The 24,191-nt window shown below is 48.1% G+C and carries 23 protein-coding genes; 14 read left to right on the top strand and 9 right to left on the bottom strand.

Features of this window, described 5'->3' with window-relative positions; genetic code table 11:
• The first annotated feature begins 7 nt into the window (after positions 1 to 7).
• Entirely contained in the window at positions 8 to 1,717 is a 1,710-nt protein-coding gene (locus MYF79_RS14645; protein WP_247814715.1) for a GMC oxidoreductase, read from the top strand.
• Positions 1,718 to 1,947: 230 nt separating this feature from the next.
• On the opposite strand, the gene MYF79_RS14650 is transcribed toward MYF79_RS14645, so the two are convergent.
• Together MYF79_RS14650 and MYF79_RS14655 are read right to left on the bottom strand one after the other, a co-directional pair.
• On the bottom strand, positions 1,948 to 2,373 hold the full coding sequence (locus MYF79_RS14650) for a hypothetical protein (RefSeq protein ID WP_247814716.1): 426 nt from the start codon (positions 2,371 to 2,373) through the stop codon (positions 1,948 to 1,950).
• Positions 2,374 to 2,384: 11 nt separating this feature from the next.
• A complete protein-coding gene (locus MYF79_RS14655) occupies positions 2,385 to 3,146 on the bottom strand; it encodes a DUF899 domain-containing protein (protein ID WP_247814717.1) in 762 nt (253 codons plus the stop codon).
• A gap of 135 nt (positions 3,147 to 3,281) precedes the next feature.
• Between MYF79_RS14655 and MYF79_RS14660 the strand changes: the two genes are divergently transcribed.
• Genes MYF79_RS14660 through MYF79_RS14670 form a run of 3 tightly spaced genes read left to right on the top strand, consistent with a single transcriptional unit; the run spans position 3,282 to position 6,377 of the window.
• Entirely contained in the window at positions 3,282 to 3,548 is a 267-nt protein-coding gene (locus MYF79_RS14660) for a hypothetical protein (RefSeq protein ID WP_199659071.1), read from the top strand.
• Between the two features lie 38 nt (positions 3,549 to 3,586).
• Positions 3,587 to 5,203, top strand: a complete 1,617-nt coding sequence (gene treF, locus MYF79_RS14665; protein ID WP_247814718.1) for an alpha,alpha-trehalase TreF — start codon at positions 3,587 to 3,589, stop codon at positions 5,201 to 5,203.
• A gap of 1 nt (position 5,204) precedes the next feature.
• The gene (locus MYF79_RS14670) at positions 5,205 to 6,377 is read left to right on the top strand and encodes a DUF5009 domain-containing protein (protein WP_247814719.1); all 1,173 of its coding nucleotides are present in this window, start codon (positions 5,205 to 5,207) and stop codon (positions 6,375 to 6,377) included.
• On the opposite strand, the gene MYF79_RS14675 is transcribed toward MYF79_RS14670, so the two are convergent.
• Entirely contained in the window at positions 6,361 to 7,698 is a 1,338-nt protein-coding gene (locus MYF79_RS14675) for an NAD(P)/FAD-dependent oxidoreductase (RefSeq protein ID WP_247814720.1), read from the bottom strand. The two genes, MYF79_RS14670 and MYF79_RS14675, sit on opposite strands and share 17 nt — an antisense overlap.
• Positions 7,699 to 7,829: 131 nt before the next feature.
• Between MYF79_RS14675 and MYF79_RS14680 the strand changes: the two genes are divergently transcribed.
• The 3 genes from MYF79_RS14680 (at position 7,830) to MYF79_RS14690 (ending at position 10,366) form a co-directional block, all read left to right on the top strand.
• Positions 7,830 to 8,342 carry an alpha-ketoglutarate-dependent dioxygenase AlkB gene (locus MYF79_RS14680; protein WP_247814721.1) on the top strand — a complete coding sequence of 171 codons (513 nt, stop codon included), beginning with the start codon at positions 7,830 to 7,832 and terminating at the stop codon, positions 8,340 to 8,342.
• Between the two features lie 8 nt (positions 8,343 to 8,350).
• Positions 8,351 to 9,010 carry a GDSL-type esterase/lipase family protein gene (locus tag MYF79_RS14685; RefSeq protein ID WP_247814722.1) on the top strand — a complete coding sequence of 220 codons (660 nt, stop codon included), beginning with the start codon at positions 8,351 to 8,353 and terminating at the stop codon, positions 9,008 to 9,010.
• A gap of 69 nt (positions 9,011 to 9,079) precedes the next feature.
• Entirely contained in the window at positions 9,080 to 10,366 is a 1,287-nt protein-coding gene (locus MYF79_RS14690; RefSeq protein ID WP_247814723.1) for a PQQ-dependent sugar dehydrogenase, read from the top strand.
• A 638-nt stretch (positions 10,367 to 11,004) separates the two neighbouring features.
• Here MYF79_RS14690 and MYF79_RS14695 read toward each other — a convergent pair.
• Positions 11,005 to 11,298, bottom strand: a complete 294-nt coding sequence (locus MYF79_RS14695) for a chaperone modulator CbpM (RefSeq protein WP_247814724.1) — start codon at positions 11,296 to 11,298, stop codon at positions 11,005 to 11,007.
• A gap of 10 nt (positions 11,299 to 11,308) precedes the next feature.
• Positions 11,309 to 12,241, bottom strand: coding sequence for a DnaJ C-terminal domain-containing protein (locus tag MYF79_RS14700; RefSeq protein ID WP_247814725.1), 933 nt, complete (start codon positions 12,239 to 12,241; stop codon positions 11,309 to 11,311).
• A gap of 91 nt (positions 12,242 to 12,332) precedes the next feature.
• Here MYF79_RS14700 and MYF79_RS14705 point away from each other — a divergent pair, with 91 nt between their 5' ends.
• The 4 genes from MYF79_RS14705 to MYF79_RS14720 all read left to right on the top strand — a co-directional run bounded on the left by MYF79_RS14705 (position 12,333) and on the right by MYF79_RS14720 (position 16,716).
• Positions 12,333 to 12,803 carry a hypothetical protein gene (locus MYF79_RS14705; RefSeq protein ID WP_199659062.1) on the top strand — a complete coding sequence of 157 codons (471 nt, stop codon included), beginning with the start codon at positions 12,333 to 12,335 and terminating at the stop codon, positions 12,801 to 12,803.
• Between the two features lie 5 nt (positions 12,804 to 12,808).
• Positions 12,809 to 14,650, top strand: coding sequence for a sensor histidine kinase (locus tag MYF79_RS14710; RefSeq protein WP_247814726.1), 1,842 nt, complete (start codon positions 12,809 to 12,811; stop codon positions 14,648 to 14,650).
• Positions 14,616 to 15,359, top strand: a complete 744-nt coding sequence (locus MYF79_RS14715; RefSeq protein ID WP_247814727.1) for a LytR/AlgR family response regulator transcription factor — start codon at positions 14,616 to 14,618, stop codon at positions 15,357 to 15,359. The genes MYF79_RS14710 and MYF79_RS14715 overlap by 35 nt, the downstream gene beginning before the upstream one ends.
• Before the next feature lie 205 nt (positions 15,360 to 15,564).
• Positions 15,565 to 16,716, top strand: a complete 1,152-nt coding sequence (locus MYF79_RS14720; protein ID WP_247814728.1) for a putative sensor domain DACNV-containing protein — start codon at positions 15,565 to 15,567, stop codon at positions 16,714 to 16,716.
• Between the two features lie 224 nt (positions 16,717 to 16,940).
• Here the strand turns inward: MYF79_RS14720 and MYF79_RS14725 are convergent, their stop codons facing one another.
• Positions 16,941 to 17,720 (bottom strand): 4'-phosphopantetheinyl transferase family protein, encoded by a 780-nt coding sequence (locus tag MYF79_RS14725; RefSeq protein ID WP_247814729.1) that lies wholly within the window; start codon positions 17,718 to 17,720, stop codon positions 16,941 to 16,943.
• A gap of 339 nt (positions 17,721 to 18,059) precedes the next feature.
• Between MYF79_RS14725 and MYF79_RS14730 the strand changes: the two genes are divergently transcribed.
• The gene (locus MYF79_RS14730; RefSeq protein ID WP_247814730.1) at positions 18,060 to 18,446 is read left to right on the top strand and encodes a two-component system response regulator; all 387 of its coding nucleotides are present in this window, start codon (positions 18,060 to 18,062) and stop codon (positions 18,444 to 18,446) included.
• Between the two features lie 410 nt (positions 18,447 to 18,856).
• Positions 18,857 to 19,390, top strand: coding sequence for a hypothetical protein (locus MYF79_RS14735; RefSeq protein ID WP_247814731.1), 534 nt, complete (start codon positions 18,857 to 18,859; stop codon positions 19,388 to 19,390).
• Positions 19,391 to 19,471: 81 nt separating this feature from the next.
• On the opposite strand, the gene MYF79_RS14740 is transcribed toward MYF79_RS14735, so the two are convergent.
• The 3 genes from MYF79_RS14740 to MYF79_RS14750 all read right to left on the bottom strand — a co-directional run bounded on the left by MYF79_RS14740 (position 19,472) and on the right by MYF79_RS14750 (position 22,012).
• The gene (locus tag MYF79_RS14740) at positions 19,472 to 19,696 is read right to left on the bottom strand and encodes a hypothetical protein (protein WP_247814732.1); all 225 of its coding nucleotides are present in this window, start codon (positions 19,694 to 19,696) and stop codon (positions 19,472 to 19,474) included.
• Between the two features lie 47 nt (positions 19,697 to 19,743).
• On the bottom strand, positions 19,744 to 20,247 hold the full coding sequence (locus MYF79_RS14745) for a CinA family protein (protein WP_247814733.1): 504 nt from the start codon (positions 20,245 to 20,247) through the stop codon (positions 19,744 to 19,746).
• Between the two features lie 244 nt (positions 20,248 to 20,491).
• Positions 20,492 to 22,012, bottom strand: coding sequence for an FAD-dependent oxidoreductase (locus MYF79_RS14750; RefSeq protein WP_247814734.1), 1,521 nt, complete (start codon positions 22,010 to 22,012; stop codon positions 20,492 to 20,494).
• 492 nt (positions 22,013 to 22,504) lie between these two features.
• Between MYF79_RS14750 and MYF79_RS14755 the strand changes: the two genes are divergently transcribed.
• Positions 22,505 to 23,944 (top strand): MmgE/PrpD family protein, encoded by a 1,440-nt coding sequence (locus MYF79_RS14755; RefSeq protein ID WP_247814735.1) that lies wholly within the window; start codon positions 22,505 to 22,507, stop codon positions 23,942 to 23,944.
• Positions 23,945 to 24,191: the final 247 nt, after the last annotated feature.

Below are 24,191 nucleotides of genomic sequence, written 5' to 3' on the forward strand. Positions count from 1 at the left end.
GATCAGTATGGCAAATATTAATAAGGGGGCTCAGGACCACACATTCGATGCGATCGTTATCGGGTCTGGTATCAGTGGAGGATGGGCAGCAAAGGAATTCACGGAGAAAGGCTTAAAGACACTGGTGCTGGAAAGGGGACGCGACGTAAAACATCTCAAAGATTATCCGACTACCAATAAATATCCCTGGGAATTCCCTCACCGGGGACAGGTGCCACAGGCAATACAGGAAGAAGCGCCTGTCGTAAGCCGTTGCTACGCTTTTAAGGAAGATGCTATGCACTTCTTTGTTAAGGATAAAGAACATCCTTACGAACAGGATAAACCATTCGACTGGATCCGCGGATACCAGGTGGGGGGTAAATCACTTCTCTGGGCGCGACAAACCCAGCGCTGGAGCGATTTCGACTTTGAAGGCCCTGCCAGGGACGGCTTTGCGGTAGACTGGCCTATCCGGTATGCTGATATTGCTCCCTGGTACAGCTATGTAGAGAAATTTGTAGGTATTTCAGGCAATAAGGACGGCATCGCTAATCTTCCCGATGGCGAATTCCTGCCACCGCTGGAGATGACGGCCGTTGAAGAATATTTCAAAGGTTTTGTAGCAAAGAATTATAAAGACCGCCACGTGATCTATGGCCGCTGTGCGCATCTTACGGAGCCTCAGCCCATTCATATCCAGCAGGGTAGGGTGCAGTGCCAGAAAAGGAATCTCTGCCAGCGCGGATGTCCATTTGGCGGTTACTTCAGCAGTAACTCATCTACACTGCCCTGGGCAGAAAAGACGGGTAACCTGACCCTGCGTCCTTTCTCTGTGGTACACTCTATCATCTATGATGAACAGAAAGGAAAAGCTACAGGCGTACGCGTAGTAGATACACAGACGAAAGAAACGACGGAGTACTATGCACGCGTCATCTTCGTCAACGCTGCAGCTGTGAACACGAACCTGATCCTGCTGAACTCTACTTCCAGCCGTTTCCCGAACGGATTAGGCAATGACAGCGGCGTACTGGGTAAGTATTTTGCTTTCCATAACTATCGCGGACGTATCACAGCCGATTACGATGGTATGCTCGATCTGACCACCGAAGGTCGCAGTCCTACCAGCGCTTATATTCCAAGGTTCCGTAACGTGGTGAAACAGGAAACAGACTTCCTGCGCGGCTATGCTGCAGGTTTCAGCACCGGCAGACGTACCTGGAACAGTAACGATGGTTTTGGCCAGACACTGAAAGATGGATTGTTTAACCAGCAGATGGGTAACTGGTGGGTAGGTTCCCATATGATGGGAGAAACCATTCCAAAAGAGATCAGCCAGCTTACGCTCGATAAAACGAAGAAGGACGAATGGGGTGTGCCTGTCATCCATGTGAACCTCGGCTATGATGACAATGACGAAAAGATGTTGAAAGACTTCTATGAGCAGATGACTGAAATGTATACCAAAGCCGGTTTCACCAATATCCGTACAGAAGACTCCAAACAGGCGCCCGGCCTGGATATCCATGAAATGGGTGGTGCGCGTATGGGTAAAGATCCTAAAACATCTATCCTCAATAAATGGAACCAGATGCACGCCGTGAACAACGTATTTGTAACAGATGGCGCGTGTATGACTTCCACTTCAACACAGAACCCTTCGCTGACCTATATGGCATTAACTGCCAGGGCGGTGGATTATGCGGTTGGGCAGTTGAAGAAAGGAGAGATATAAGAACGTATTTGTGAAATGAAAAGCCTTCCTGTTGTTTGCAGGAAGGCTTTTTTATATTGGGATTTTGTTGTGATATGAGTTGGTGGCTAACGTTTATGCATTTTGTATGTATCAGTTTCGCGGATATACTGCATACTTATCCTCATTAAAATAAATGTTATTGTGAAGATAGGCCGTATCTGTCCGTATTTTATCGGAGAGTAGCTGCTGTGTAGTATACTCCGTAATATTCAAAACAACAATAAAATACTGCTCCCTATCAGGATCCCCATCATTCCTATAAACAGCTGCTGCCGCGGTTTCCAGTCTGTAAACCGCTCGGGAAAGAAATAAGCCCCGATATGCCTGGCGGCAAACAGCGACAAGGGAATAACACCCGCACATAACAGGGAAATGTACAGCAACTTTGCACTGGTCACTGATAGTCCGATGCCTGTGCCCAGTGCAATATAAGCCGCAAGACAGAAAGGACATTTGGGTACAAGCGCCAGGAGAAAGGCCGGCAACACCGGTTTCATGAAGCGGATGGCGCGCCTGAAAAAGCCGGGTTTATCGACAGCTACAGTCGCCTTATCCACGGGGATGGATGAATTTGCAGGAGCATTGCAGGGAACAGCTTTTTCTGCATGTCCCCCGCAACAATTACATGTACGCATGACATCAGGAATTAATGGCTACAGCAGCTGCTTGCTTCCGGAACCTTGGTTTCATATTTATCATGATGTTTCACCCAGTTCATCGCGTTGTCCTCATTACGTCCCTTTGGCGTCATTTCCAATAAATTGTAAGTGGTGAGCATGATATCTACACCTCTCGCAAAGGAGGAATAAGTATGGAAGATATCGCCGTTTTCGTCTTTATAGAACGCACTGACACCGGGTAGTTCCTGCTCAGTTACGGGAATCTTCTCATAGTTGTAGATCATCTCATTGTTCGCAATGTCTTCCGGTGTAGCAGATACATGAAAGTCATAGTTGAAATCATTCTTGTTGGAAGACACCCATTTAAAGCTCCAGCCCATCCTTTTCTGAAAGGGTATGATATCGCTCATAGGAGCACGGGACACCGCCACATAAGACACGTCATGATTCATCAGGTGGACCAGCGCTCCTTCTACATGGTCGGCCATGAAGGAACAACCGGGACAACCTTCTTTCCAGCCCGGTCCCAGCATAAAGTGCTGTACGATCAGCTGGCTGCGACCGTCAAAGAGATCGGACAGGCTATATGATCTGTCAGCTCCTTCAAAAATGTACTCCTTCTCAATTTTTACCCAGGGAAGCTGCATGCGCTGGCGGGTCAGTTCGTCTTTCAGGTGGGTCAGCTCTTTCTCCTTTTGCATCAGTTTTTTACGGGCTTCTATCCATTCCTGTTGCGACACTACAGGGTGTTCAAGTGTAGCGGCTTGATCAGCAATATGTTCTTTCATGTCTTTGAGGTTTAGTGTACTACAAATGTCCTGTTGTCTGCGCAGAAAAAGGTAGGGCATTATTGCCATAATAGAGGGGGGATTGAGACAATTTAGCGTAACTTTGCACTTTGTCTCGTCTGAAAAGTGGTAATTATGAAAATAAGTAATCCGGATATCATCCGCCTTGCAGAGATTAAATCCTATTTTCTCGACCCTCCTTATACCTTCAGGATTTATAGTTATGCGAAGCCACAGGTAGATGAAGCCATCAACATCCTGAGTAAATATAGTATATCGCCGGCGTTGATGGGCCAGATGGAAGACCTGAGGCAATTATTTGAGCAATCTGAAAATGACGCGAACGCAACCCGTGAAAATATGCGATCTTTCGCCATATTGCTGAACCGTGTTAACCGGTAAGCAGGCATTGCCTTTATAATATAGAAACCACGTAACGTATGAATGGAAAACGCTTGTTCATTGCCATTATAATGGCATGCGGCATCGCCTGTAAACAGCAACAGCCGCCGCAGGTAAAAGAACGTTCTCCCCGGCAGGAATTCCCAGGCTTGTTTGAAGCCGTTCAATCTGCCCATGTCTTCCCGGACAGTAAGACCTTTGCAGACTGCACACCCCAGGCGGCACCTGCAACCATCCTTCAGTATTATGCAAAAGAGCAGGGAGCAGCCGGCTTCAGCCTGGCGGGCTTTGTGCACAATCATTTCATTGTGCCCACAGCTGCAGCGGTACATTACACTACCGATACCGGTCAGGACGTCATCGCACATATTGAGTCGCTCTGGAAGGTCCTAAAACGGGAACCCGACACTACGCACACATGGGGCTCACTTATCAGTTTACCGGCGCCTTATGTTGTACCGGGGGGCCGTTTCCGTGAGGTATATTACTGGGATAGCTATTTCACCATGCTGGGGTTGAAAGAAAGCGGTCGCACAGATCTGATAGAAAGTATGATAAAGAACTTTGCTTTCCTGATCCGTACCTATGGCTTTATTCCTAACGGTAACCGTACCTATTACCTGACACGCTCACAGCCGCCTTATTTCGCCCTCATGCTGCAATTGCTGATCTCCGCGAAGGAAGACCGCAAACAGGAGCTGCTTACCACCTACCTGGACGCCCTGGAAAAGGAACATCATTTCTGGATGAAAAAGCCTGCCGATGGTAAAACCGGCGAGCACCTGGTGATACTGCCCGACAGTTCTGTCCTTAATCGCTATTACGACAGGGGAAACTGGCCCAGGGAAGAAGCCTGGACGGAAGATATCAATACCGCCAAAACCTCCCGCCGGCGGCCGGCCGAACAGGTCTACCAGGAACTGCGCACCTGTGCGGAATCAGGCTGGGACTTCAGCAGCCGCTGGCTGGCAGACGGGAAAACACTTGGTTCTATCCACATCACCGATATTGTTCCGGTAGACCTCAACTGCCTCTTATACAACCTGGAAATGACCCTGGGGGATGCCTACCGTATGAAAGGCAATACGGCCAAAGCCCTGCAGTACGAAGCTGCTGCCGCTATCCGCCGGGAGGCTATCCTGCGCTTTTGCTGGGATCCGAAAACCGGCTTTTTCAGGGATTATGACTTTAAAAAAGGAGCCAGAACGCCCGTGTTGCACCTGGGAGGGATGTATCCTTTATTTTTCGGGATAGCCCGCCAGGGACAGGCAGATAGCGTCGCTATGGTGTTAAAGCGGCAGTTTCTGTATCCCGGCGGACTGGTATCCACACCGGTGGAAACGGGTGAGCAATGGGATGCTCCCAATGGTTGGGCGCCCCTGCACTGGATGACAATATCAGGCCTGCTGACCTACAAGAACGATTCCCTTGCATCTGACATCGCCGGCCGCTGGGCCCGGCAGAATATCAGGGTGTTTAAACAAACCGGTAAGTTGCTGGAGAAGTATAACGTTAAAGACACATCGCTGCCCGGAGGGGGAGGAGAATATCCTAACCAGGATGGTTTCGGATGGACAAATGGCGTGTTGTTGAAAATATTGCACATGCAACAGGAAGGGATATTGAATATTGCGAAAAATATTGATACCTTATAGCATGCTTAAACCATCACAACGCCTTTTATCCATCGATGCCTTTCGCGCACTGACCATGCTGACTATGATCTTTGTAAATGATGTCAGCGGTGTGAGTAATATCCCTGCCTGGATTGAACATGTAAAAGCCCAGGATGACGGGATGGGATTTGCAGATACCGTCTTCCCTGCTTTTCTCTTTATAGTAGGCCTGTCCATTCCCTTTGCTATAGGAAAGCGCATCAGTCAGCAGAAATCTTTTATCAGCACAGAGATGCATATCCTCGTCCGCTCGCTGGCGCTGATCGTCATGGGTTTTTTCCATGTCAACCTGGAAAGTTACAGCCCTGCGGCCTATCTGCCATACGCCGTATGGGAACTGCTGATCACCGCCGGCTTTTTCCTGGTTTGGCTGGATTATCCTCCCGACATGGAAAAACGAAAACGGTATACCCTGGTAGGCGCCGGTATTCTATTGCTGGCAGTCATGGCGGCTTTATATAAAGGTGGGCCGGCCAATGCGCCGCACTGGATGGAGCCTTCCTGGTGGGGCATACTGGGCATCATCGGTTGGGCATACCTGGTTTGCGCTACGCTCTACCTGCTGGCCAAAGGCAATTTTGGCGCTATAACGGCTATTTTAGGCATTTTCCTGCTGATAAACATATTCACACATGCCGGCTTGCTGCAGTTCAGTATTCCTGTAATAGATAATGCTTCTTCTGTATCGCTGATCATGGCCGGAGCGGTGATCTCATCATTGTATACCTTACTGGATAAAAAAGGAAAGTTAGGCTCCCTCTGGGCTGTTTTTATAGGCCTGGGAGTGCTGGCAATAGTGGCTGGTTTTATACTGCGTCCCTACACCGCGGGTATTTCCAAGATCCGGGCCACACCAGCCTGGGTGCTGATCTGTTCCGGCATCAGTATATTGGTATTTACCGCGATGATCTGGCTGGTAGATGTCAAAGGAAAGATGGACTGGTTCAAATGGATCCGCCCGGCAGGTACCAGTACGCTGACCTGCTACCTGATCCCTTACCTTTTATATTCCCTCATGTTACTGATAGGATTTAAATACCCTTCCGCGCTGAGTGAAGGGATCGGGGGCATACTCCGTTCCATCGCCATTGCTTTCCTGGTGATCCTGTTAGTGGGCCGGATGGAAAAGAAACGGATCAGACTGAAGATTTAACGGCTGCCGCCATTTCCGCCTGCTTCAGGTCAGGTTGTGGCGGTATCGGTTTAATGATCATACGCAGGGCCTGGTCTCTGGTAAAGTAGGCCACGGTCCAGTTGTACATGGTCTTCAGCTTGTTGCGGTAATTAATGAGGGCCATGACGTGAATGAACAGCCACATGGCCCAGGCTATGAAACCATTGAAGTGCAGTTTGGGTTTAGGGATATCTGCCACGGCATTGTTACGGCCTATAATGGCCATGGTACCCTTGTCTACATAACTAAACGGCTTCAGGGGCTTATTGTCAGCCATGTGCGAGAAGTTGTCGGCCAGCAGCTTGCCCTGCTGCAAGGCCACCTGCGCCAGCTGGGGATGCCCTTCAGGGAAGTTCTTGTCGGTTGTCTGTATGCAGGTGTCGCCAATGGCGAAGATATCATCCACACCGATCACCCTGTTGTATGCATCCGTCATCATTCTCCTGCCAGCGCCGGTGCTGGCCACCGGAATACCATCCATCAGCCTGGCAGTTACGCCGGCGGCCCAGATGAGGGTCTTGGTCTGAATAGTGTCCCCATTGCCCAGGATCACCTGGTCGTCCACGAAGTCTTTCACCCTGGTTTTCAGCTTGATCTTCACGCCCAGCTTGCGTAAAGCGTTATAGGTATGTCGCTGCGACTTTTTAGTCATCGGTTCCAGCAGGCTTTCTCCGCCGCTCACCAGGTAGATCTCCCCACCATGGCCATGCAGTTCCGGATAATCTTTTCTGACCACATACTGCCGCAACTCCGCCAGCATACCCGATACTTCCACACCGGTAGGGCCGCCACCTGCAATTACGATGGTGGTCAGCTTCCTGCGTTCTACAGGATCCTTGGTGATACAGGCTATCTCCAGTCTTTTTAACAGCGTATTCCGCATCTCGAGCGCATCATTCACGTTCTTCATCGGAATAGCAAGCTTCTTTATGTTTTCGTTGCCGAAATAATTAGTTTCAGTACCTGTGGCAAAAACCAGGTAATCATATTGTATTTCGCCATTGTTCAGGTAACAGATATGTGCTGCCGGGTCTACCCTTTGGAATTCTCCCATGTGGAAGTGGAGGTTGGCTTTGTCCCGGAACAGTTTTCGAAAAGGGTAACAGATGCTTGAAGTTTCCAGAAATCCCGTTGCCAGCTGATAGATCAGTGGCGGGAAGAAGTTATAGTTATTCTTATCTACCAATGTGATCTCGTAACGTTTGTCGTGTTGCAACCGTTGGGCCAGATTAATGCCTGCAAATCCTCCGCCGATGATCACTACCTTAATTGCTTGTCCTTTTGTTTCTGAGCTTTCCATTGTAAACTTATTTCCTGGTGTGTGAATCTGGTATGTAAATATAGTCAATCCGGCTTACATGATATAATCATCCCTTCCACAGGCCATTCCAGCGGCATATCTTAGCGGAGATTTTCTATTTTTGCGGCACTATGAATGGAATTACATTTATACCCGATTTTATACCCGACCCCGAAGCGCTGTTTAGTTCACTGAGAGATAATGTTTTATGGGACGAAAGCATGCTTGCCCGTAAAACCGCCAGTTTTGGTGTCGCCTACAATTATTCGCAGATGAGTTACCCGTTTCAGGCCTTCACCACAGAGCTGGACGCCATTGTTGCCCAAATAGGGACTACACTTGGTTTTACGCCCAATAACTGCCTCATAAACTATTACCTGGACGGCAAGTCCAAAATGGGATTTCATACCGACCAGACAGACATACTCGAACAAGGTACCGGTATTGCGATTGTTTCCGTTGGCGAGACAAGAACGCTCCGGTTTAAGAACATCAAAACACCAACAGAACTGATTGATTTCCCATTGCCTGCAGGCTCCCTGATCTATATGACACAGGAAGTGCAGGATGAATGGCTGCACGCCATTCCACCCTCAGATACCAATAATGGAAGAATGAGCCTTACTTTTCGCGCAATTAAATAATCATGTTTATGAAGAAACTGTTAAGCTTTTTAGTACTGATCCTGATTGTTTGTATTCCGGCTGTTCATGCGCAGCGATACCAGGACGACATTAATACCATCCTGAAATGGGATAAGATGTATACACCGCCGGCCAATCCCATACTGTTCACCGGCAGTTCTTCCATTCGCAAATGGGACGACCTGGAAAGAACATTCAGCAACTATGTGGTGATGAACAGGGGAGTAGGAGGCGCGGTAACGAACGATATCATCTATTACGCCAACCAGATCATTTTTCCCTATCACCCGCGCCAGATAGTGCTCTATGTCGGCGAAAATGACCTGGTGGAAAAAGGTGTAACAGCGGATACTATCTTTAACAGGTTTAAAAACCTGTATGCCACTATCAGAAATAAACTGCCCAATATTCCTATTGTATATATTTCCATAAAACCGAGCCCAAGCAGGGTGGAATTCCTACCTGTTGCCAGGCAGGCGAATAGCCTCATCCGCAGTTATATCAGCAAACAGACCAACATCGTGTTTGTAGATGTTTTTCAGCTGATGCTCGATAAGAACGGCCAACCCAGGAAAGAGCTCTTTGTGGAGGATATGCTGCACATGAACGCCCAGGGCTATGCTATCTGGAAAAAGGCCGTAAGTCCTTATCTCCTGCGCAGACAATAGCCAGCTCTACCTATCGTGCCGGCAGGGGCATGTGTTTTGCAACATCTTTTTCGTAATAAACCTACTGTTATGAAAAAGATGTTGCCGTTGCTGATGCTGCTCGGTCATGCCTGGATATTGTACGGACAGCGGCCGGAATTACCACCTCCACATGCAACAAAGTCCTACACGAACTACAGTCATGTAAAAGGTTGGGACGACGGTACCAAACCAATAGCTCCGGAAGGCTTTGAAGTAACATTATATGCTGACGGATTTAACAATCCCCGCTGGCTGTATGAACTGCCTAACGGCGATCTGCTGGTAGCAGAAGCCAACTCTCACTTCGGCTTCTTTAAAAAGATCGGAGCCGCCCTCATAGGTGCTACTAAATCCAATAATGTAAAGAAGAGCGCCGACCGCATCACCCTGTTAAGGGACGCCGATCATGACGGTGTACCGGAAACGAGGACCGTCTTCCTCAAAGACCTGCATCAGCCGTTCGGCATGTTGCTGGTGGGCGATCAGTTCTATGTAGCCAATACAGACGGTTTACTGCGTTTCCCATACACAACAGGGGCCACCAGTATCAATGCAAAAGGAGAGAAAATAGCCACTTTTACCGCCGGTAAGGTAAACCGGCACTGGACGCGTAATATCATCGCCAATAAGGATAAAACAAAGTTCTATATAGCGGTGGGCTGTGGTACAGACCATGGGGAAAAAGGTCTGGACAAGGAAGTATTAAGGGCCAATATCCTTGAAATGAACCCTGACGGTAGTGGTATGCGGGTGTATGCATCCGGATTGAGAAACCCGGTAGGAATGGACTGGGCGCCTGGCACTAATATCCTCTGGACAGTGGTCAATGAACGGGATGAACTGGGTAATGACCTGGTGCCTGACTATTTGACAGGGGTAAAGGAAGGCGCTTTTTATGGATGGCCCTATTGTTATTGGGGGCAGCACAAGGATCCCAGGGTACCCAATGCGCCAGAAGGGCTGGTAGAAAAAGCCACTGTACCCGACTACGAGCTGAAATCCCATACCGCCTCTTTAGGCCTGGCCTTTTATACAAAGAACAGTTTCCCGGAAAAATACAGGAATGGGGCATTTATTACCCAGCATGGTTCCTGGAACCGTAAACCTTTATCGGGTTATAAGGTATTATTCGTTCCCTTTAAGAACGGCAAGCCTGCCGGTGAAGCAGAAGAATTCCTGACAGGGTTTATGAAAGACAGTGTAGCAGGAGATGTGCGGGGAAGGCCAGTAGGTATCATTGTTTCTGACAGAGGTGACATGTTTATCACAGACGATAAAACAAACCGTGTCTGGAAGATCAGCTACGGTAAACTAAAATCGGGGGCCAGGATGTGATGGTGACAACCCCGGGTTCGTTACGTGGGGTGACAACCCCGTGTTTGTTACGTGGGAATAAACCCCGGTTTAATAATGTATTAACAAAACATCCATCGGCTCCGTAGGTGCCGCCGTGTTTGTAGCGCGGGGTGACAACCCCGGGTTCGTTACGCGGGGTGACAACCCCGGGTTCGTTAGGCGGGGTGACAACCCCGTGTTTGTTACGTGGGAATAAACCCCGGGTTCGTTACGTGGGAATAAACCCCGGTTTAATAATGTATTTAACAAAACATCCATCGGCTCCGTAGGTGCCGCCGTGTTTGTAGCGCGGGGTGACAACCCCGGGTTTGTTACGCGGGGTGACAACCCCGGGTTTGTTACGCGGGGTGACAACCCCGGGTTCGTTACGCGGGGTGACAACCCCGGGTTTGTTACGCGGGGTGACAACCCCGGGTTTGTTAGATCAATTACAATGCCCCAGGGCCCAATAAATAATAATAAATAACACAATAGTACCCAGGCAGCCGCCCCCGAATTTTTTAGCGCCCCAAAAGGCAATGATCGCTCTGAAGAATTTATTCATGGTTGACAGTTTATAATGGGGTAATACAATAAACAGGCCTGATGTTATGCTACATCAGGCCTGTTCATTGTTCTCAGAATCCCTCATACAAATGCAGCCGTGCTCTCAGTGCTGCTATTTCAGACTGCATATGCCTGATCTTATCAAGCAGGTGCTTAATCACTTCAATACCGGCCGTATTAATGCCCATCTCACTGTACCACCTGGTATACAGCTCCAGGTCCTGCAGCTGTTCTTCTGATACGAAACGGTCGCCCTCTATAACGGTAATGGCTATTAGTCCTTCGTCTGCCAGTGAGTTAATAAAGTCGGTTTCAATTTCATGTATGCTGCAATATTGGGTAATGGCTATCATTGCTGTTTGCATAACGGGTTGTTTAATGTGATGATGCGGCCAGTTGCCTGAATAGTTCTTTCTGCGCTTCTGTCAGATTGGTCGGAAGCAAAACGGAATACGTGATGATCAGGTCTCCTGATACATTTTCCTGTTTATACACGGGAAAGCCTTTGCCTTTCAGCCTGGCTTTGGTACCATTCTGTGTTTCCGGTTTAATCTTCAGTTTCACCTTTCCGCTTAATGTATCGATGGTCACGTCTCCTCCCAATATGGCGGTATAAAGATCCAGCTCCACGTTCATATAAAGGTCGTTATCCACCCTTTTAAATACCGGATCTTCTGCTATTACAAACGTAATATACAGGTCTCCGTTGGGGCCTCCGTTACCTCCCGGTGCACCATGTCCTTTCAGCTTGATGACCTGCCCGTTGGCAATACCGGCGGGTATGGTGATGCGCAGTTGCTTGTCGTTCACGCTCAGCGTATGCTGATGGGTAGTATAGGCGTCCCGCAGACTGATATGAAGTTCTGCATTGTAATCCTGACCACGGAACTTGCGCCGGCTGCCACCGGTGCGGTTACCGAAGAGGGATTCAAAGAAGTCGGAGAACTGTCCTTCGGAAAAGTCGCCGAAGTCCTGTCCGCCAAAACCCTGTCCACCGAAATCTTGTCCGCCAAAGCCGCCATATCCCTGCTGTCCGCCAAAGCCTGCGCCCTGTTGCTGTCGCGCCTTCTCATACTGGTCCGCATGTTGCCAGTGCTCTCCGTAAGCATCGTATTTCTTACGTTTTTCCGGGTCGCTCAGTACCTCGTTCGCCTCATTGATCTGCTGAAATTTAATATGCGCCTCCTTATCGTTAGGGTTCATGTCGGGATGGTGTTTCCTGGCAAGCTTCCTGTATGCTTTCTTTATGTCGTCCTGGGAGGCTTTTTTGTCTACTCCAAGTACCTTGTAATAATCTATAAAAGCCATATGTTATAGTGTATATCTCTCTATTGCACAAAATCTTTGCCATCTCTCATTATAATAATTTATTTATATTTGGTACTTAAACCCTTATCCCTTGGACACACAACAATCACTTGCCGGGAGTGCTACCGGCACTTTTCAGGCTACAGAACCGTCTAAAGCAAAGATCAAAACACAAAGCATCCGGTTACTTGCATCCGGTCTGATGGGACAACTGTCATCTAAGGAACCATTGGTGTCATTGCGTAAGTCCGGTGATTTTCAGGACTGTTATGATGTGAACCTCCACATGTACCTGCCGGACCACGCCAGGAACGTACACCTGGATGAAAACATTTCCGACTGTGGTGTGATCGAGATCTGGAATGGCCCTATTGAAGTCAGAGATATCAACATTATCTATGACAATCCGGCAGGTCATCCTGAAATTTATGCCTATTCGTTATGGGAGATCAAATTCCGTTACTGCGTGGAAGGCCGTGAAATGCCGGCTATCCGTGTACGTTATGTTATTGGTGATCCTGAAACAACAAATGGTACCGTTACCAGTGTTGAGAAGACCTGATCCGCATGCTAAGATCCCTGTGTTACCAGCTGCTTATTTTATTGTTATGCTGTAGTACCCTCAACAAGGTATCTGCACAGAAAATTAATCTGCCTGCCGCAATCCGGCAGTTGATCACACAACAATGTAATGTGTGTAGTCAGCTGCCGGCTGGCCAGGACAGCGTCGTGTCCCGCTATTTCCATCAATGCCATGCCGCGCTGGATAGCGGCAACCTGGATGATGGATTCAAATACGCGTCCACCATTACCGCTATCACCGACAGCAATTCCCTTGCGCCGCGCATACTTACCGTAAAGTTCCTGAAGGCCAAGATCCTTTACTACAAAGACTTCTACAAAGAAGCGCTGTCGGAATACCTGAAGCTCTCAGCTATTCCGGCGCTTGATATCAATATCCAGGCAAATATTTATCCCAATATCGGGGAGATCTATCTCGAACAGCGTCAGTTCAACGAGTCCCTTGCATATTTCAACCTGATACAACAACGTTTTTTCCACCTCTATGAACCGGTGGTGGCCAGGAAGATCCTGAACAATACAGGCGTATGCCTGCTGCACATGGCGCGGTTTAAGGAAGCAGAAGAGAAATTTGAAAAGAGTATAGCCATTGCCGCAGAACTGAAAGATACCACTGCCCTGGTGAACTCCTTCCTGAACACTGCGCTGCTGTACGACCAGCAGGTGCGGCAGAAGGAAGCATGGAGTTACCTGCAACGTGCTATGGCGCTGGCGAAGAAAGCCAGTGACCTGAAGATCCGCAGTAAGGTATACCTGAACTTTGCCATTGTAGAAGAACGCACAGGGCATTTTCAGGCTGCGCTGGGGTACCGGAAGGAATACGAGCAGCTGGAAGCGCAGATCGCCAACCGCGATAAGATATGGGAACTGGCGGAACAGGACAAGAAGATCGCTATACAACAGCAGGAATACAAATTACAGTTACTGCGGCAGGAGAGCAGACTCCGTGAAGCAGAGCTGACAAGAAGAAGATGGCAGCGGAACACCTTTTTTGCCCTTTCCCTGTTCTTCCTGTCCTGCGCCGGCCTGATATTCTTCGCCTACCGGCAAACGCAGAAGCGGAACCGCATTATTGCCGAACAGAATGACAAGCTGGAACTGCTCAATGAAACGAAAGACCAGCTGTTCTCTATCGTAGCGCACGACCTGCGTTCTCCCGTAAATCACCTCAAGATCAACCTGTCCTACCTGAAAGATACCCTTGCCCGTAACAAGATCAGGGAGGCTACGGCGTTGTCGGAGAATATTGAGAAGATCTCCGACAATACCTATGCGCTCCTGAACAACCTGTTGTACTGGTCACTGGGGCAGACAGGCCAGCTAAGCCTGCACCCCGAACAGCATGACGCCAGCAGGATCATTGCACAGGTGGTGTACGATTTTAATGCGGGCGCTGCCCTGAAAAGGATCACTATCATCAATGAAGTGCCGGCAGGAACGACCTTTCTGGCAGACCTGAATACCGTCAAGATCATCTTCAGGAATATTATAGACAACGCGATCAAATACACGCATCCCAGCGGCACTATCACTATTTCCGGGCAAACCCGGGGAAACAGTTGTGAAATAACAGTGCGGGATACGGGTATCGGAATGGACGAAAAGATCATACAGGCCATTTACAAAAGGGATACAAAACGCATACAACAAGATACAGGGGGCAGCAAGAGTACCGGACTTGGATTGTGGCTGGTAAAGGCAATGACGGAAAAGAACGGAGGGGTATTACGTATTACCGGCAGCGTCGGAGCCGGCACCACTATTGTGGTCTGCCTGCCTGCTAATGAACATTATGAAGGAACTGAAAGTACTCATCCTGGAAGATAGTCCGGCGGAAGCCGACTTCCTGGAGAGTTTTTTACGCCAGCTGGGCTGCACTGATATCAGGATCACCACTGTACTGAAAGACGCGGTGGCCGCTTACGATGAAGAGCTCCCGGACATTTGCCTGATTGACATTTACCTGGGCGACAAGCCAGACGGGATCCTTTTTGCCGAAACCATCAATGAGCACAGGGAACAAAAACGCCCTTTTATCTTCCTGACCAGCGCCAACGATAATACCACCTTCCGTCTGGCTAAATTCACATCGCCTTACAATTACCTGCTCAAGCCCTACAATCCGCTGGAGCTGCAATATGCCATCGAACTGGCCCTCTCAAAGTTCAAACAGGAAACAGTAGCGCCCCCGGCGCAGGCCATTCCCCAGGCCTCCGATACCCTGTTCATCAAAAAAGGCAACCTGCTGCAAAGGATAGCCATTGACGACATCAGGTATATTGAAGTGGACGGGAAATACAGTAAAGTGGTGTGCCATACGGAGAAATTCGTGATCCAGCAGTCGCTCAAGGACTTGCAGGTCCAGTTACCGGCGGTGCAGTTCTGCCGCGTACACCGGAACTATATTGTGAATGTGAAAGAGGTGACGAAGATCAATGTACTTAATAACGAGATCTTTTTCAGGGATGGGGAAACCCTCTTTTTCAGCCGCCGTTATATCGACGAGTTCCTGCAAGCCTTCAAGATCTTCAAATAAAAGAGGAAGGAGCACCTGGGGCTGGCACTCCTTCTCATGACCATAACCATATCCTGGCTTAAAGAGGAACTCTAAGATCTCAATAATCCTTACGCATTTTGATGGAAATGTCATAAGAAGGCATATGAAGGGAATAAGCGGTATTTTTTGGAGCATAGAATAAAAGGTTAATTTTGGAGCTGGCGCTAATTTGTATTGTATAGCTATGGATTTGACATTAGACTCAACTTATCAGGCTGCCGTAAAGGTGGCCGACCAGATAGAAACTCATTTTTCCAAACACCTGGCCATTGCCGCTGTGAGTGGGGAAGAAGACCTTGCCACGGTGCCGCAGGCCAAATTCATCGAGAAAATGCTCGATGTGGCCTTCTGGGCCAGCCTGCGCAGGGAGGAAGGCGTTCCTACACGCATTTCCCTGGCATTCCTGAATCCCTGCCAGGCAGGGAAACCACTGAAATTTGCTCAAAAGCTCCCATTCGACGTACGTGTGCTTACTAAACTGGCCCCCGGGGTAGAACGGGCCGGTGTGCATGTGGGCATCTGGTACGAAGGCGAACAACTCTATATCTGGGGAACCACCCTTAAATTGCCCAATTTCTGCTTTGTACTGGACGTATCCGAACCCGGATTGCTGGTGGTTAAACACCGCCGGAGTATCGGGCTGGGTAAGTTTGCCAATGTAGCGGTCCTGAAAGGCGACCAGGTAAAGATAGTCGATGAATCCTGCGGGTTGCTGCCGGATAGTCCCGATATCGTGACCTCCCTGTTGGGATTGACCTCTTCCGCCATGTGGAATGACCCGGTAAATGTGCTCATCCAGATCGCCGTATCCATGCGGGCACATAAAAGAGGCGGTATCCTGCTGCTGGTACCGTCGGGTACCGAGAAATGGAAGGAATCTATCGTACACCCGTTAACCTATCCCGTTTCTCCCGCTTTTACGGGCGTCGCCGACCTTATCCGCCAGGACGGAAGTAAGGTGACCGAGATATACTGGCAGAACGCCATGCGCCGGGAAGTGGACAATATCACCGGTCTGACCGCCGTCGATGGCGCTACCGTTATCAACGACCGTCATGAACTGCTCACCTTCGGGGCGAAGATCACCCGGGCGGCCTGGTCTTCCAGGGGAGTGGACCGTGTGGTAATGATCGAACCTGTGATAGGAGGAACGCCCGAACTGATGCACCCTTCCGCAATAGGCGGCACCAGGCACCTTTCTGCAGCGCAATTTGTTCATGATCAAAGGGATGCGATTGCATTGGTGGCTTCCCAGGATGGTTATTTTACTGTTTTTTCCTGGTCTGAACAGGTTCAGCTCGTGCAAGCCCACAGAATAGACACTTTATTGCTCTAAACCCTTTGCAGTGTACTACCATTTCGCTGGGTGCTATACCCTATAGGTACTATAATCCTACATTTCAGGCACTGTTCTATAGCGATGGCTATACAATAGTGCCTGAAACGTAGGCGGATAGAGGCTATAGGGTATAGGTGCGAACGAACAGGAAGTACATTCATACCTTTATGATATGCTTCAGGTCCACCCAAAGGCGGGTATAAGCCAGGTATGCGTCCGGGTTAAAGCGTATTTTCGCTGGTGTTTAGGTTCCCGGCCTGGTCCTTAAAAGATACCGTCTCCCTGAAAAACTGCCAGAATTGGGCTAAATCGGGGCTGGTTTTGCCGGGTACAACTACTGAGCAGACATGAGCGCCTGCATGGCAGGAAATGGCCTTATATTGAATGAGGTGACTGAAATGGCCGGTATATACATCCCCTTCTTTTTCGAGCGACCGGATCTCAAGCAGTTTGAGGTCCATAGTCAAACCGGTCCGGAGTATTTTAGACAGGGCTTCCTTCATCGTCCACAACATAGTAAAGGCCACATCAGCCGGTAGAGGTAAAGTGTCCGCTAATGCCAGTTCCCTGGCAGTGAGCTGTTCCCTGATAGCCCCTGTGCCCGCTTTATCTGCCCGTTCCAGGTCTATACCAAGAGGATGTACTTCCGGGTAGGAAAGCGCGATGCCAAGGCCATCGCAATGCGTAATACAGACCTGCAGGTTGTGTGTAACTGCGTACTTGACCACAGGAAACTGAAATACGCCGGCTTCAATGGCGATCTTCCCCAGGTCTTCAAAGGAAGACAGTGCGCCAATAGCCTTTTTTGCAGAGATCCGGCCCAGTAGATAACTTTCCCTACGCTTGTCAAATTTTAATGTTTCGTAATAAGAACGCTCTTCGGGATGTAGCAGGTGAAGTTGTTGCATAAGCTGCTCCAGGGCAGTATGCAGGATGCAGAATCCGGCAGTATGTATACTGTGCTCCCTTGTCAACGTGAATTTACCTCGATGGATCAACATGATGTTCGTTACCTGGATTTCAATTGTAAAGAAAGGTACATTAGTTTTTCGAATTATACATTTCAGAAAGAGGGATAAAGTGCTGTAAAAATATGATACTCATCATGTTTCTTTTTATTTTTCGGTAAATTATCTTACATTTAATTTGATTCGAAACGGTTTTAACCATTAACCGTTTGAACTTTGTTATCGGTCTCAAAAGATAGTGCCACTAAGTATTATTCCTTTCATCCAACGGGAGTGCGGTTACCTCTACGAAAAATGACTATGGTTACGGAATGCAAAGGATAACGACTTATCCCGCGAAATGCGATTGTCTCACTGCTTAATCTTTTCTCTATGGTAAGGTCCATACTTCTGATCGATGACGATGCCGATGAAATAGAAATCCTGAATGAGGCGGTGGAAATGACAGGAAGTGATAGTACCTGCAACTGGGCGGAAGGTGCGGAGATGGCCTACGGTGTATTACGTGTCAGCAGGCCCGATCTAATTTTGCTGGATTTTAATATGCCTGTGCACAACGGTCTTGTCTGCCTGGAAGAGATCAAAAAAAAGAAAGAACTACGGCATATCCCCGTCATCATGTATTCTACCTGTATTGATTCTACCCTTCTGCGGGAAGCGATGAACAAAGGCGCTTTTGGTTGCATACAGAAACCAGTTTCCGTATATGATCTCGTGAAAGAACTGAGAAATCTTTTCACCCGGGTCTGGGCGCAATAAGACAGCATACAATCTTCAACCCCGAAAAGAAGCACAGCCTGATTGTTAAAGCTCCGGTGTTGTGCAGTGAACCTTGTGCATAAATATTCCCAGACATTCTCCATAAGAGGCTTTTCATCCACGGTTCTTTGCTGTGCCTGCGAGGAGCCGGATGATATTTTGACATATAACGCATCACCGGAGGGAGATTCCCTTATATAAATACAATGGCGCCAGGAATATCGGGCATGTGGCAGACTGAGCGCTGCCGGCATGGCAGATTATTTGCAACATTTCCTGTAAACAAGTAGCGTATGTTAGTGCCACTCATTGCCCTGTTCTTTGTTGTGATTATCGCTGTGGCTTATTTAATATTTCAGGCCAGCGGCAAAACCAGAGATGAGGGTAATAAAAACTAAAAAGCAAATAATATGGAAAAAGCATTCACACGTATAAAAAGCATCGAAGAAAACCAGGATATACAGGATAGTCCGCAGGATGAAAAGAAGATGCAGCGCGAAGAAACAGAGATGATGCTACCCGATGTATCAGACATTCCGGGACAGGAACACATACATGTACCGCCTCTCGGAGAACTGGCAGATACCACGATATCTTCAGATGATGAAGAAGGGAAAGGCATCCTGGACGATGAAGATGACCTGGAGGATAACGATTCCGACGTGACCGACGAAGAACGGCGCGACCTGGAAACCAGTGCTAATGTAACGCCGGGAGAAGAAGACGCCGACGGACTGAGAAGAGCTTCGCTGGATAGTACCGATGATGATGGCGATCCATTAAATGAAGGCAGCTTCGGCGAAGAAACATCCGGCGCCGATCTCGATATACCAGGAGCAGAGCTGGACGACGATAATGAAGACATCGGGGCAGAAGATGAGGAGAACAACACTTATAGCAGGGGCAGTGACAGGAACGATAACATGACAGAAGGAACTCCCTGACAATCTCAATAATTCAGTATATAAAAAATGGCCAGTCTGTAACGGAATGGCCATTTTTATTTCCATGTTTTACGCATGGCTTTATTTCTTCGTTTTATCCTGGTATGCATGGTCCCAGTCAAGCAATGCCTCTTCTACCGATTGGCCACTGCCGCATACGGCCGTTTCTTTATCGCTACCCAGGATGCAATGATAGTTGTCACCGTCCCTGAACACAGAAGGACGGAAATTCTTTACTGACTCCGGAATACCTTCCCGGGTATAGTCAATATGTACGGTTTCTTTCTCAAGCGACAATCTTTCCATAAGACGCATTTTCCAGAAAAAGCGGCAAAGATTATTCCACGTCTGTATCAAATGCCGATGGTCCGGCAGGCCTCATGAAATTTTCGCAATACGGTATTCGTGAAATGTGATCTTACTGCCAGCACATCATTGTGTGGGGCGCTGATACGCTCATGTTTGATGCATTTATTTCTATAATAGATGGTATAATGGGCGAATAGATCATGGATGTTCTGTTCGGGCACAGGAGAGGCATAGCCTGTGATAGCAATGCCCCAGTCTGCTGCAAAAAGTGATACCACCTGCGCGGCCATCTGGTCGGTCACCCGCTCAGATACACAATTGCAATTACCGGCATGGATGGGGTCTATCTGCAGATGCCTTGATTTTTGCCCGATGTTATATGCAGTGATACCGCCCTGAAAGAATTGTGTAGCGCCCTCTGCAAGCGAAAAAGCGACCTGTAGCTGACCTGCCGTCACACTCTCCGCCACGGCCAGTGTCTCAGATTTATGTATCAACAGATCGGCAATATTATTCAGGATGCCAGGATCATAACCGTAATCAGTCATATGCTATCGTTTGATTTGCTTCTTTATTTAAGTGACATCTGCCTCAGACATGTATCATAAGGATAATGACCACCATCTGCCGCCGCCCTGGGGCTGACTGATTTATTCAATGGCTTTTACCGTATAACGTAAAATCAACTTCCTATGTTCTTTACAATCCCGCGGGCTGATATAACATACCAGATGTATTATTGGCCTCACCTTGGTGTTAAACCAACAATACCTGGTGTCTTCACAAGTGGTCTTATGTCAGGGCCAGACCTTCCAGGTCCATATCTGCAGGACCTGTCATCACCTTACCATCGTAGCTGTACCTGGCGCCGTGGCAGGGGCAGTCCCACGACCTTTCCGCCTGGTTCCATTTTACATCGCATTTCATGTGCGTGCAGCTTGGATTGAGGGCATACAGACGGCCTTCTTCGCTCTTATAGAGCGCTATTTTACGATCATGATATTCCACCAGTTTTCCCTCTCCGGGAGCAAGCTCGGTCAGTTGACTGATCTCTTCGGCAGAGAACAGTTTGTCAAAGAACTGCCTGATGACATCTGTATTGTGCGTAACAAAATTGCTGAATCCTGCAACAGGTTTGATCCTGTTGGGATCAAACAGTTTTTCGAGTGCCGGTTTCTCCCGGAGGATGATCTGTTTGAGCAGCAGTGCCGCAACGGAACTATAGGTCATACCATTGCCGCCATAACCGGAGGCCACATAGATATGATCTTCCGAGCCTGGCAGATAGCCAATATATGGTAAACCGTCCGCAGGTTCAAAGTATTGGGAAGACCACTTATAAGCAACCTCTTTCACCTTGAAATATTTTCTGACATGGCTTTCTAATGTCAGCAGGCATTTTTCTGTATTTGTTTCATGACCTGTCTTGTGGTCTTCACCACCTGCAATGAGATAAGTTTCTCCCTTCACCTCCTGTGTACGATAGTAGTGATAGGGATCATACAGATCATAACTCAGGTCTTCAGGATAAGTACCATCTTCCAGCGTTACGGCTATTGCATAACTTCTGTAGGGCGCACAACGTAAATGTAGCAGATTGATACCCGGAGGAATATGTGTTGCATAAACGAGGTCAACAGCGGAGAATGTACCGGCGGTGGTGTGAACTTTTAATGTATTTTCTTTATCTGTATTGAGCACTTTACATCCCTGCATGATAACACCACCGGCAGCTTCAAAAGCTTTGGCGATGCCATGCACATATTCCAGCGGACTAAACTTAGCCTGTCCCTTGGCGCGGAGTGCTTTCGTAAAAGGAATGCCTACAGGTATCTGCTCTGTATAAGAAATATCAAGCCCTGCCTTAGCGGAGCTCTCCCGGATCTTCTCAAGTTCTTTTTCCTGTTCTTCATCCTGTGCAAAAAGGTACGCATCAGCCTCTTTAAATCCACAATCTATATCGAAACGTTGCACATTATTTTTTATCAGGCTGATGGCAGCAGCAGTCGCGGTTGCTACATGTGCGGCATTTTCCTCTCCAAAATTTTTCGCAATAACATAATAAGGCGTATCGAGTAGTGTGTTCAGATGCGCGGTTGTACCACCTGTAGTACCATAACCTATCTCAGCCGCTTCCAGCACCAGGCATTGTTTACCGGCTTCCTGCAGCAACAGGGCTGTGCTGATACCGGTAATGCCGCCCCCCACTATGATCACATCGTATACAACATTCTTATCGGGCCTGTTAGTAACTATATAAGGAGCAGTATTCCCCTGCCATAAACTGGTAAGTGCGCCATCTCTTTGTATCATGATATTGCAGTTTGGTTCGCTGTAAATGAATCAATTAACATGCCTGTTACCATATGCGAGTTGCCGGGAACAGTATTGCATACTGCAGAAAAGCATAGCGAAGTGGTACGTAACTTGTTTCACTAACCTGTAGTCGCATTATAAAACTGCAGGTATAGAGCTGCAGGACCATCATCACGGGAGATAAGCATAAGTAAGATTATAAGCACATGGCAACACAAATAAAATTCTAAGGACAGAACTATACATAGAAATCAACACGAGACTATAGCTTAAAGTAATAAAAATAAAACGACAGCATAAGAATAGACATAGGAATAGGTATAGGCCTAAGCGCATAAGACTGGGAAGGTAAAATATAGAAGATATAGTAGGACTATAAAGCCTGGAATAAGCACAGGAACTATAGGCGGAGGCCGGTAAATACAGAATAATGGTGTAAGTATTGTTTAAAATATAAGTATAAGACTACAAGATAATAAGACTACAGGCATGAGTACAGCAACACAAACAGTAATGCCCGGTACGGTAGCTACGGCATTAACAACTTCTATGGCCAGGTTTGCAAACCTGTCGGCCTTTGATCAGTTAGATACAGAGATTACTGATCAGCTAAAGCGGCATTTACTGGATACAGTAGGTTCTATGATATACGCTTCCAGGCAGGACACGATACAAAAGTGTCTTCGCACGTTGAAGATGTTACAGCAGAACGGAGACTGTGTTGTGCCCTTATTAGGTGCTACCGGCGTGGACAGGGCCGCGCAATGGTATACGCAATTGATCCGTTATCCTGACTTCATGGACAATTACCTGGGGAAAGACGCGACCTGTCATCCCAGCGACAACATCGGATCTATATTGGCTGCGTCGCAGCTGGTGAATGCAAGCGGCCGGGACATACTGACAGCCATGGCCATTGCGTACCAGTTACAGTGTAAGCTGGTAGACGAAATACCGGTGATGATGAAAGGCATAGACCACACGATGTTACTGGCTTGTTCCGTTTCAGCCACACTATGCCGGCTGTTCTCCCTGACTGAAGAGCAGGCAGCACATGCTATTGGTACCGCGGCCTGTAGTTTCAACCCGGCAGTAGGCAGCAGGCAATCGTACACCTATGAATGGAAAGGGCTGGCCTCTTCACTGGTTGCCAGTGGTTGTATGCAGATCGTCTTACTTGCAAAAGAGGGCATAACAGGCCCTGTAAGTTATTTTGAGGGCTCTGTAGGATTTGAACATCTGACGGGCATGAAGCCTCATTTCCGGCAGGAGCAGGGCGACTTCTCGCTGATCCCGAGATGCATATTGAAAAGTTACAATGCGGAAGTCCATACGCAATCTGCTATTGAGGCCGCGCTGATGTTACGTGAGCAACATAACTTGGTACCGGGAGAAATAAAGGAGGTAAAAGTCACCACTTTTGAAACAGCCTACGACATTGTAGGTGGAGGGCATTATGGAGATCGCCACGTAGTACAGACCAAGGAGCAGGCCGATCACAGTATGGCCTATGTAATAGCTGTCGCGCTGATTGATGGAGCAGTATGGCCCGACCAGCTCCTGAAAGAACGTATCCGTCGCCCGGACGTGCAGGAATTATTGAGGAAGGTGAGCACCCATACCAACTTCCCCCTGAAAGCGCCCCGTAAAGTGGTGGATTATCTGGATCCTTACACCTCGGTGTATCCCGATAAGATGCCGGCCAAAGTCACCATCACGTTGAACAGCGGAGAAGAGCTGGAGCAGAAATGTGAGGACTTTAAAGGCTTCTTCACACGCCCCCTTAGCTGGGATGACGTCATCAAGAAATTCAGCCATTTAGCGGAAGGCATTATCGACCAGCAACTGCAGAGCAAGATCATACGTGTCATTCATAACCTGGAGAATGAAAGCGGAGAATCTCTCATAACCCTCCTGGCGAATATATAAAGGATGTAGGAGGCGGGAGGTCATGGATAAAGGATGAACACTCTGGAATAGCCATGAGCGGAAGACAATACGAAGGAATGAAGAACAATATAAAGGCAAGAAGGGCATAAGAATAATTAAGAACGGCGAAGGAATAATATGAGGGGATGAAGTATTAGTGAAGGAAAAAAACGATGTTGTTCAATAAGAATAGGAGAATAGATGGACGATGGAAGAATGCAGGAAAATAGGCGTCACCATACGTATT

Origin of the sequence: Chitinophaga filiformis (assembly GCF_023100805.1) — a bacterium.
Classification (GTDB): Bacteria; Bacteroidota; Bacteroidia; order Chitinophagales; family Chitinophagaceae; genus Chitinophaga; species Chitinophaga filiformis_B.

What these genes read in the sequence shown, in the direction of transcription:
- MYF79_RS14710 (WP_247814726.1), top strand. Translation starts at nt 12,809, where the DNA reads ATGCTAAGATCCCTGTGTTACCAGCTGCTTATTTTATTGTTATGCTGT.
- MYF79_RS14660 (WP_199659071.1), top strand. Translation starts at nt 3,282, where the DNA reads ATGAAAATAAGTAATCCGGATATCATCCGCCTTGCAGAGATTAAATCC.
- MYF79_RS14745 (WP_247814733.1), bottom strand. Translation starts at nt 20,247, where the DNA reads ATGACTGATTACGGTTATGATCCTGGCATCCTGAATAATATTGCCGAT.
- MYF79_RS14750 (WP_247814734.1), bottom strand. Translation starts at nt 22,012, where the DNA reads ATGATACAAAGAGATGGCGCACTTACCAGTTTATGGCAGGGGAATACT.
- MYF79_RS14695 (WP_247814724.1), bottom strand. Translation starts at nt 11,298, where the DNA reads ATGCAAACAGCAATGATAGCCATTACCCAATATTGCAGCATACATGAA.
- MYF79_RS14720 (WP_247814728.1), top strand. Translation starts at nt 15,565, where the DNA reads ATGGATTTGACATTAGACTCAACTTATCAGGCTGCCGTAAAGGTGGCC.
- MYF79_RS14680 (WP_247814721.1), top strand. Translation starts at nt 7,830, where the DNA reads ATGAATGGAATTACATTTATACCCGATTTTATACCCGACCCCGAAGCG.
- MYF79_RS14670 (WP_247814719.1), top strand. Translation starts at nt 5,205, where the DNA reads ATGCTTAAACCATCACAACGCCTTTTATCCATCGATGCCTTTCGCGCA.
- MYF79_RS14715 (WP_247814727.1), top strand. Translation starts at nt 14,616, where the DNA reads ATGAAGGAACTGAAAGTACTCATCCTGGAAGATAGTCCGGCGGAAGCC.
- MYF79_RS14690 (WP_247814723.1), top strand. Translation starts at nt 9,080, where the DNA reads ATGAAAAAGATGTTGCCGTTGCTGATGCTGCTCGGTCATGCCTGGATA.
- MYF79_RS14700 (WP_247814725.1), bottom strand. Translation starts at nt 12,241, where the DNA reads ATGGCTTTTATAGATTATTACAAGGTACTTGGAGTAGACAAAAAAGCC.
- MYF79_RS14755 (WP_247814735.1), top strand. Translation starts at nt 22,505, where the DNA reads ATGAGTACAGCAACACAAACAGTAATGCCCGGTACGGTAGCTACGGCA.
- MYF79_RS14645 (WP_247814715.1), top strand. Translation starts at nt 8, where the DNA reads ATGGCAAATATTAATAAGGGGGCTCAGGACCACACATTCGATGCGATC.
- MYF79_RS14735 (WP_247814731.1), top strand. Translation starts at nt 18,857, where the DNA reads ATGGAAAAAGCATTCACACGTATAAAAAGCATCGAAGAAAACCAGGAT.
- MYF79_RS14685 (WP_247814722.1), top strand. Translation starts at nt 8,351, where the DNA reads ATGAAGAAACTGTTAAGCTTTTTAGTACTGATCCTGATTGTTTGTATT.
- MYF79_RS14740 (WP_247814732.1), bottom strand. Translation starts at nt 19,696, where the DNA reads ATGGAAAGATTGTCGCTTGAGAAAGAAACCGTACATATTGACTATACC.
- treF (WP_247814718.1), top strand. Translation starts at nt 3,587, where the DNA reads ATGAATGGAAAACGCTTGTTCATTGCCATTATAATGGCATGCGGCATC.
- MYF79_RS14675 (WP_247814720.1), bottom strand. Translation starts at nt 7,698, where the DNA reads ATGGAAAGCTCAGAAACAAAAGGACAAGCAATTAAGGTAGTGATCATC.
- MYF79_RS14725 (WP_247814729.1), bottom strand. Translation starts at nt 17,720, where the DNA reads ATGTTGATCCATCGAGGTAAATTCACGTTGACAAGGGAGCACAGTATA.
- MYF79_RS14730 (WP_247814730.1), top strand. Translation starts at nt 18,060, where the DNA reads ATGGTAAGGTCCATACTTCTGATCGATGACGATGCCGATGAAATAGAA.
- MYF79_RS14650 (WP_247814716.1), bottom strand. Translation starts at nt 2,373, where the DNA reads ATGCGTACATGTAATTGTTGCGGGGGACATGCAGAAAAAGCTGTTCCC.
- MYF79_RS14655 (WP_247814717.1), bottom strand. Translation starts at nt 3,146, where the DNA reads ATGAAAGAACATATTGCTGATCAAGCCGCTACACTTGAACACCCTGTA.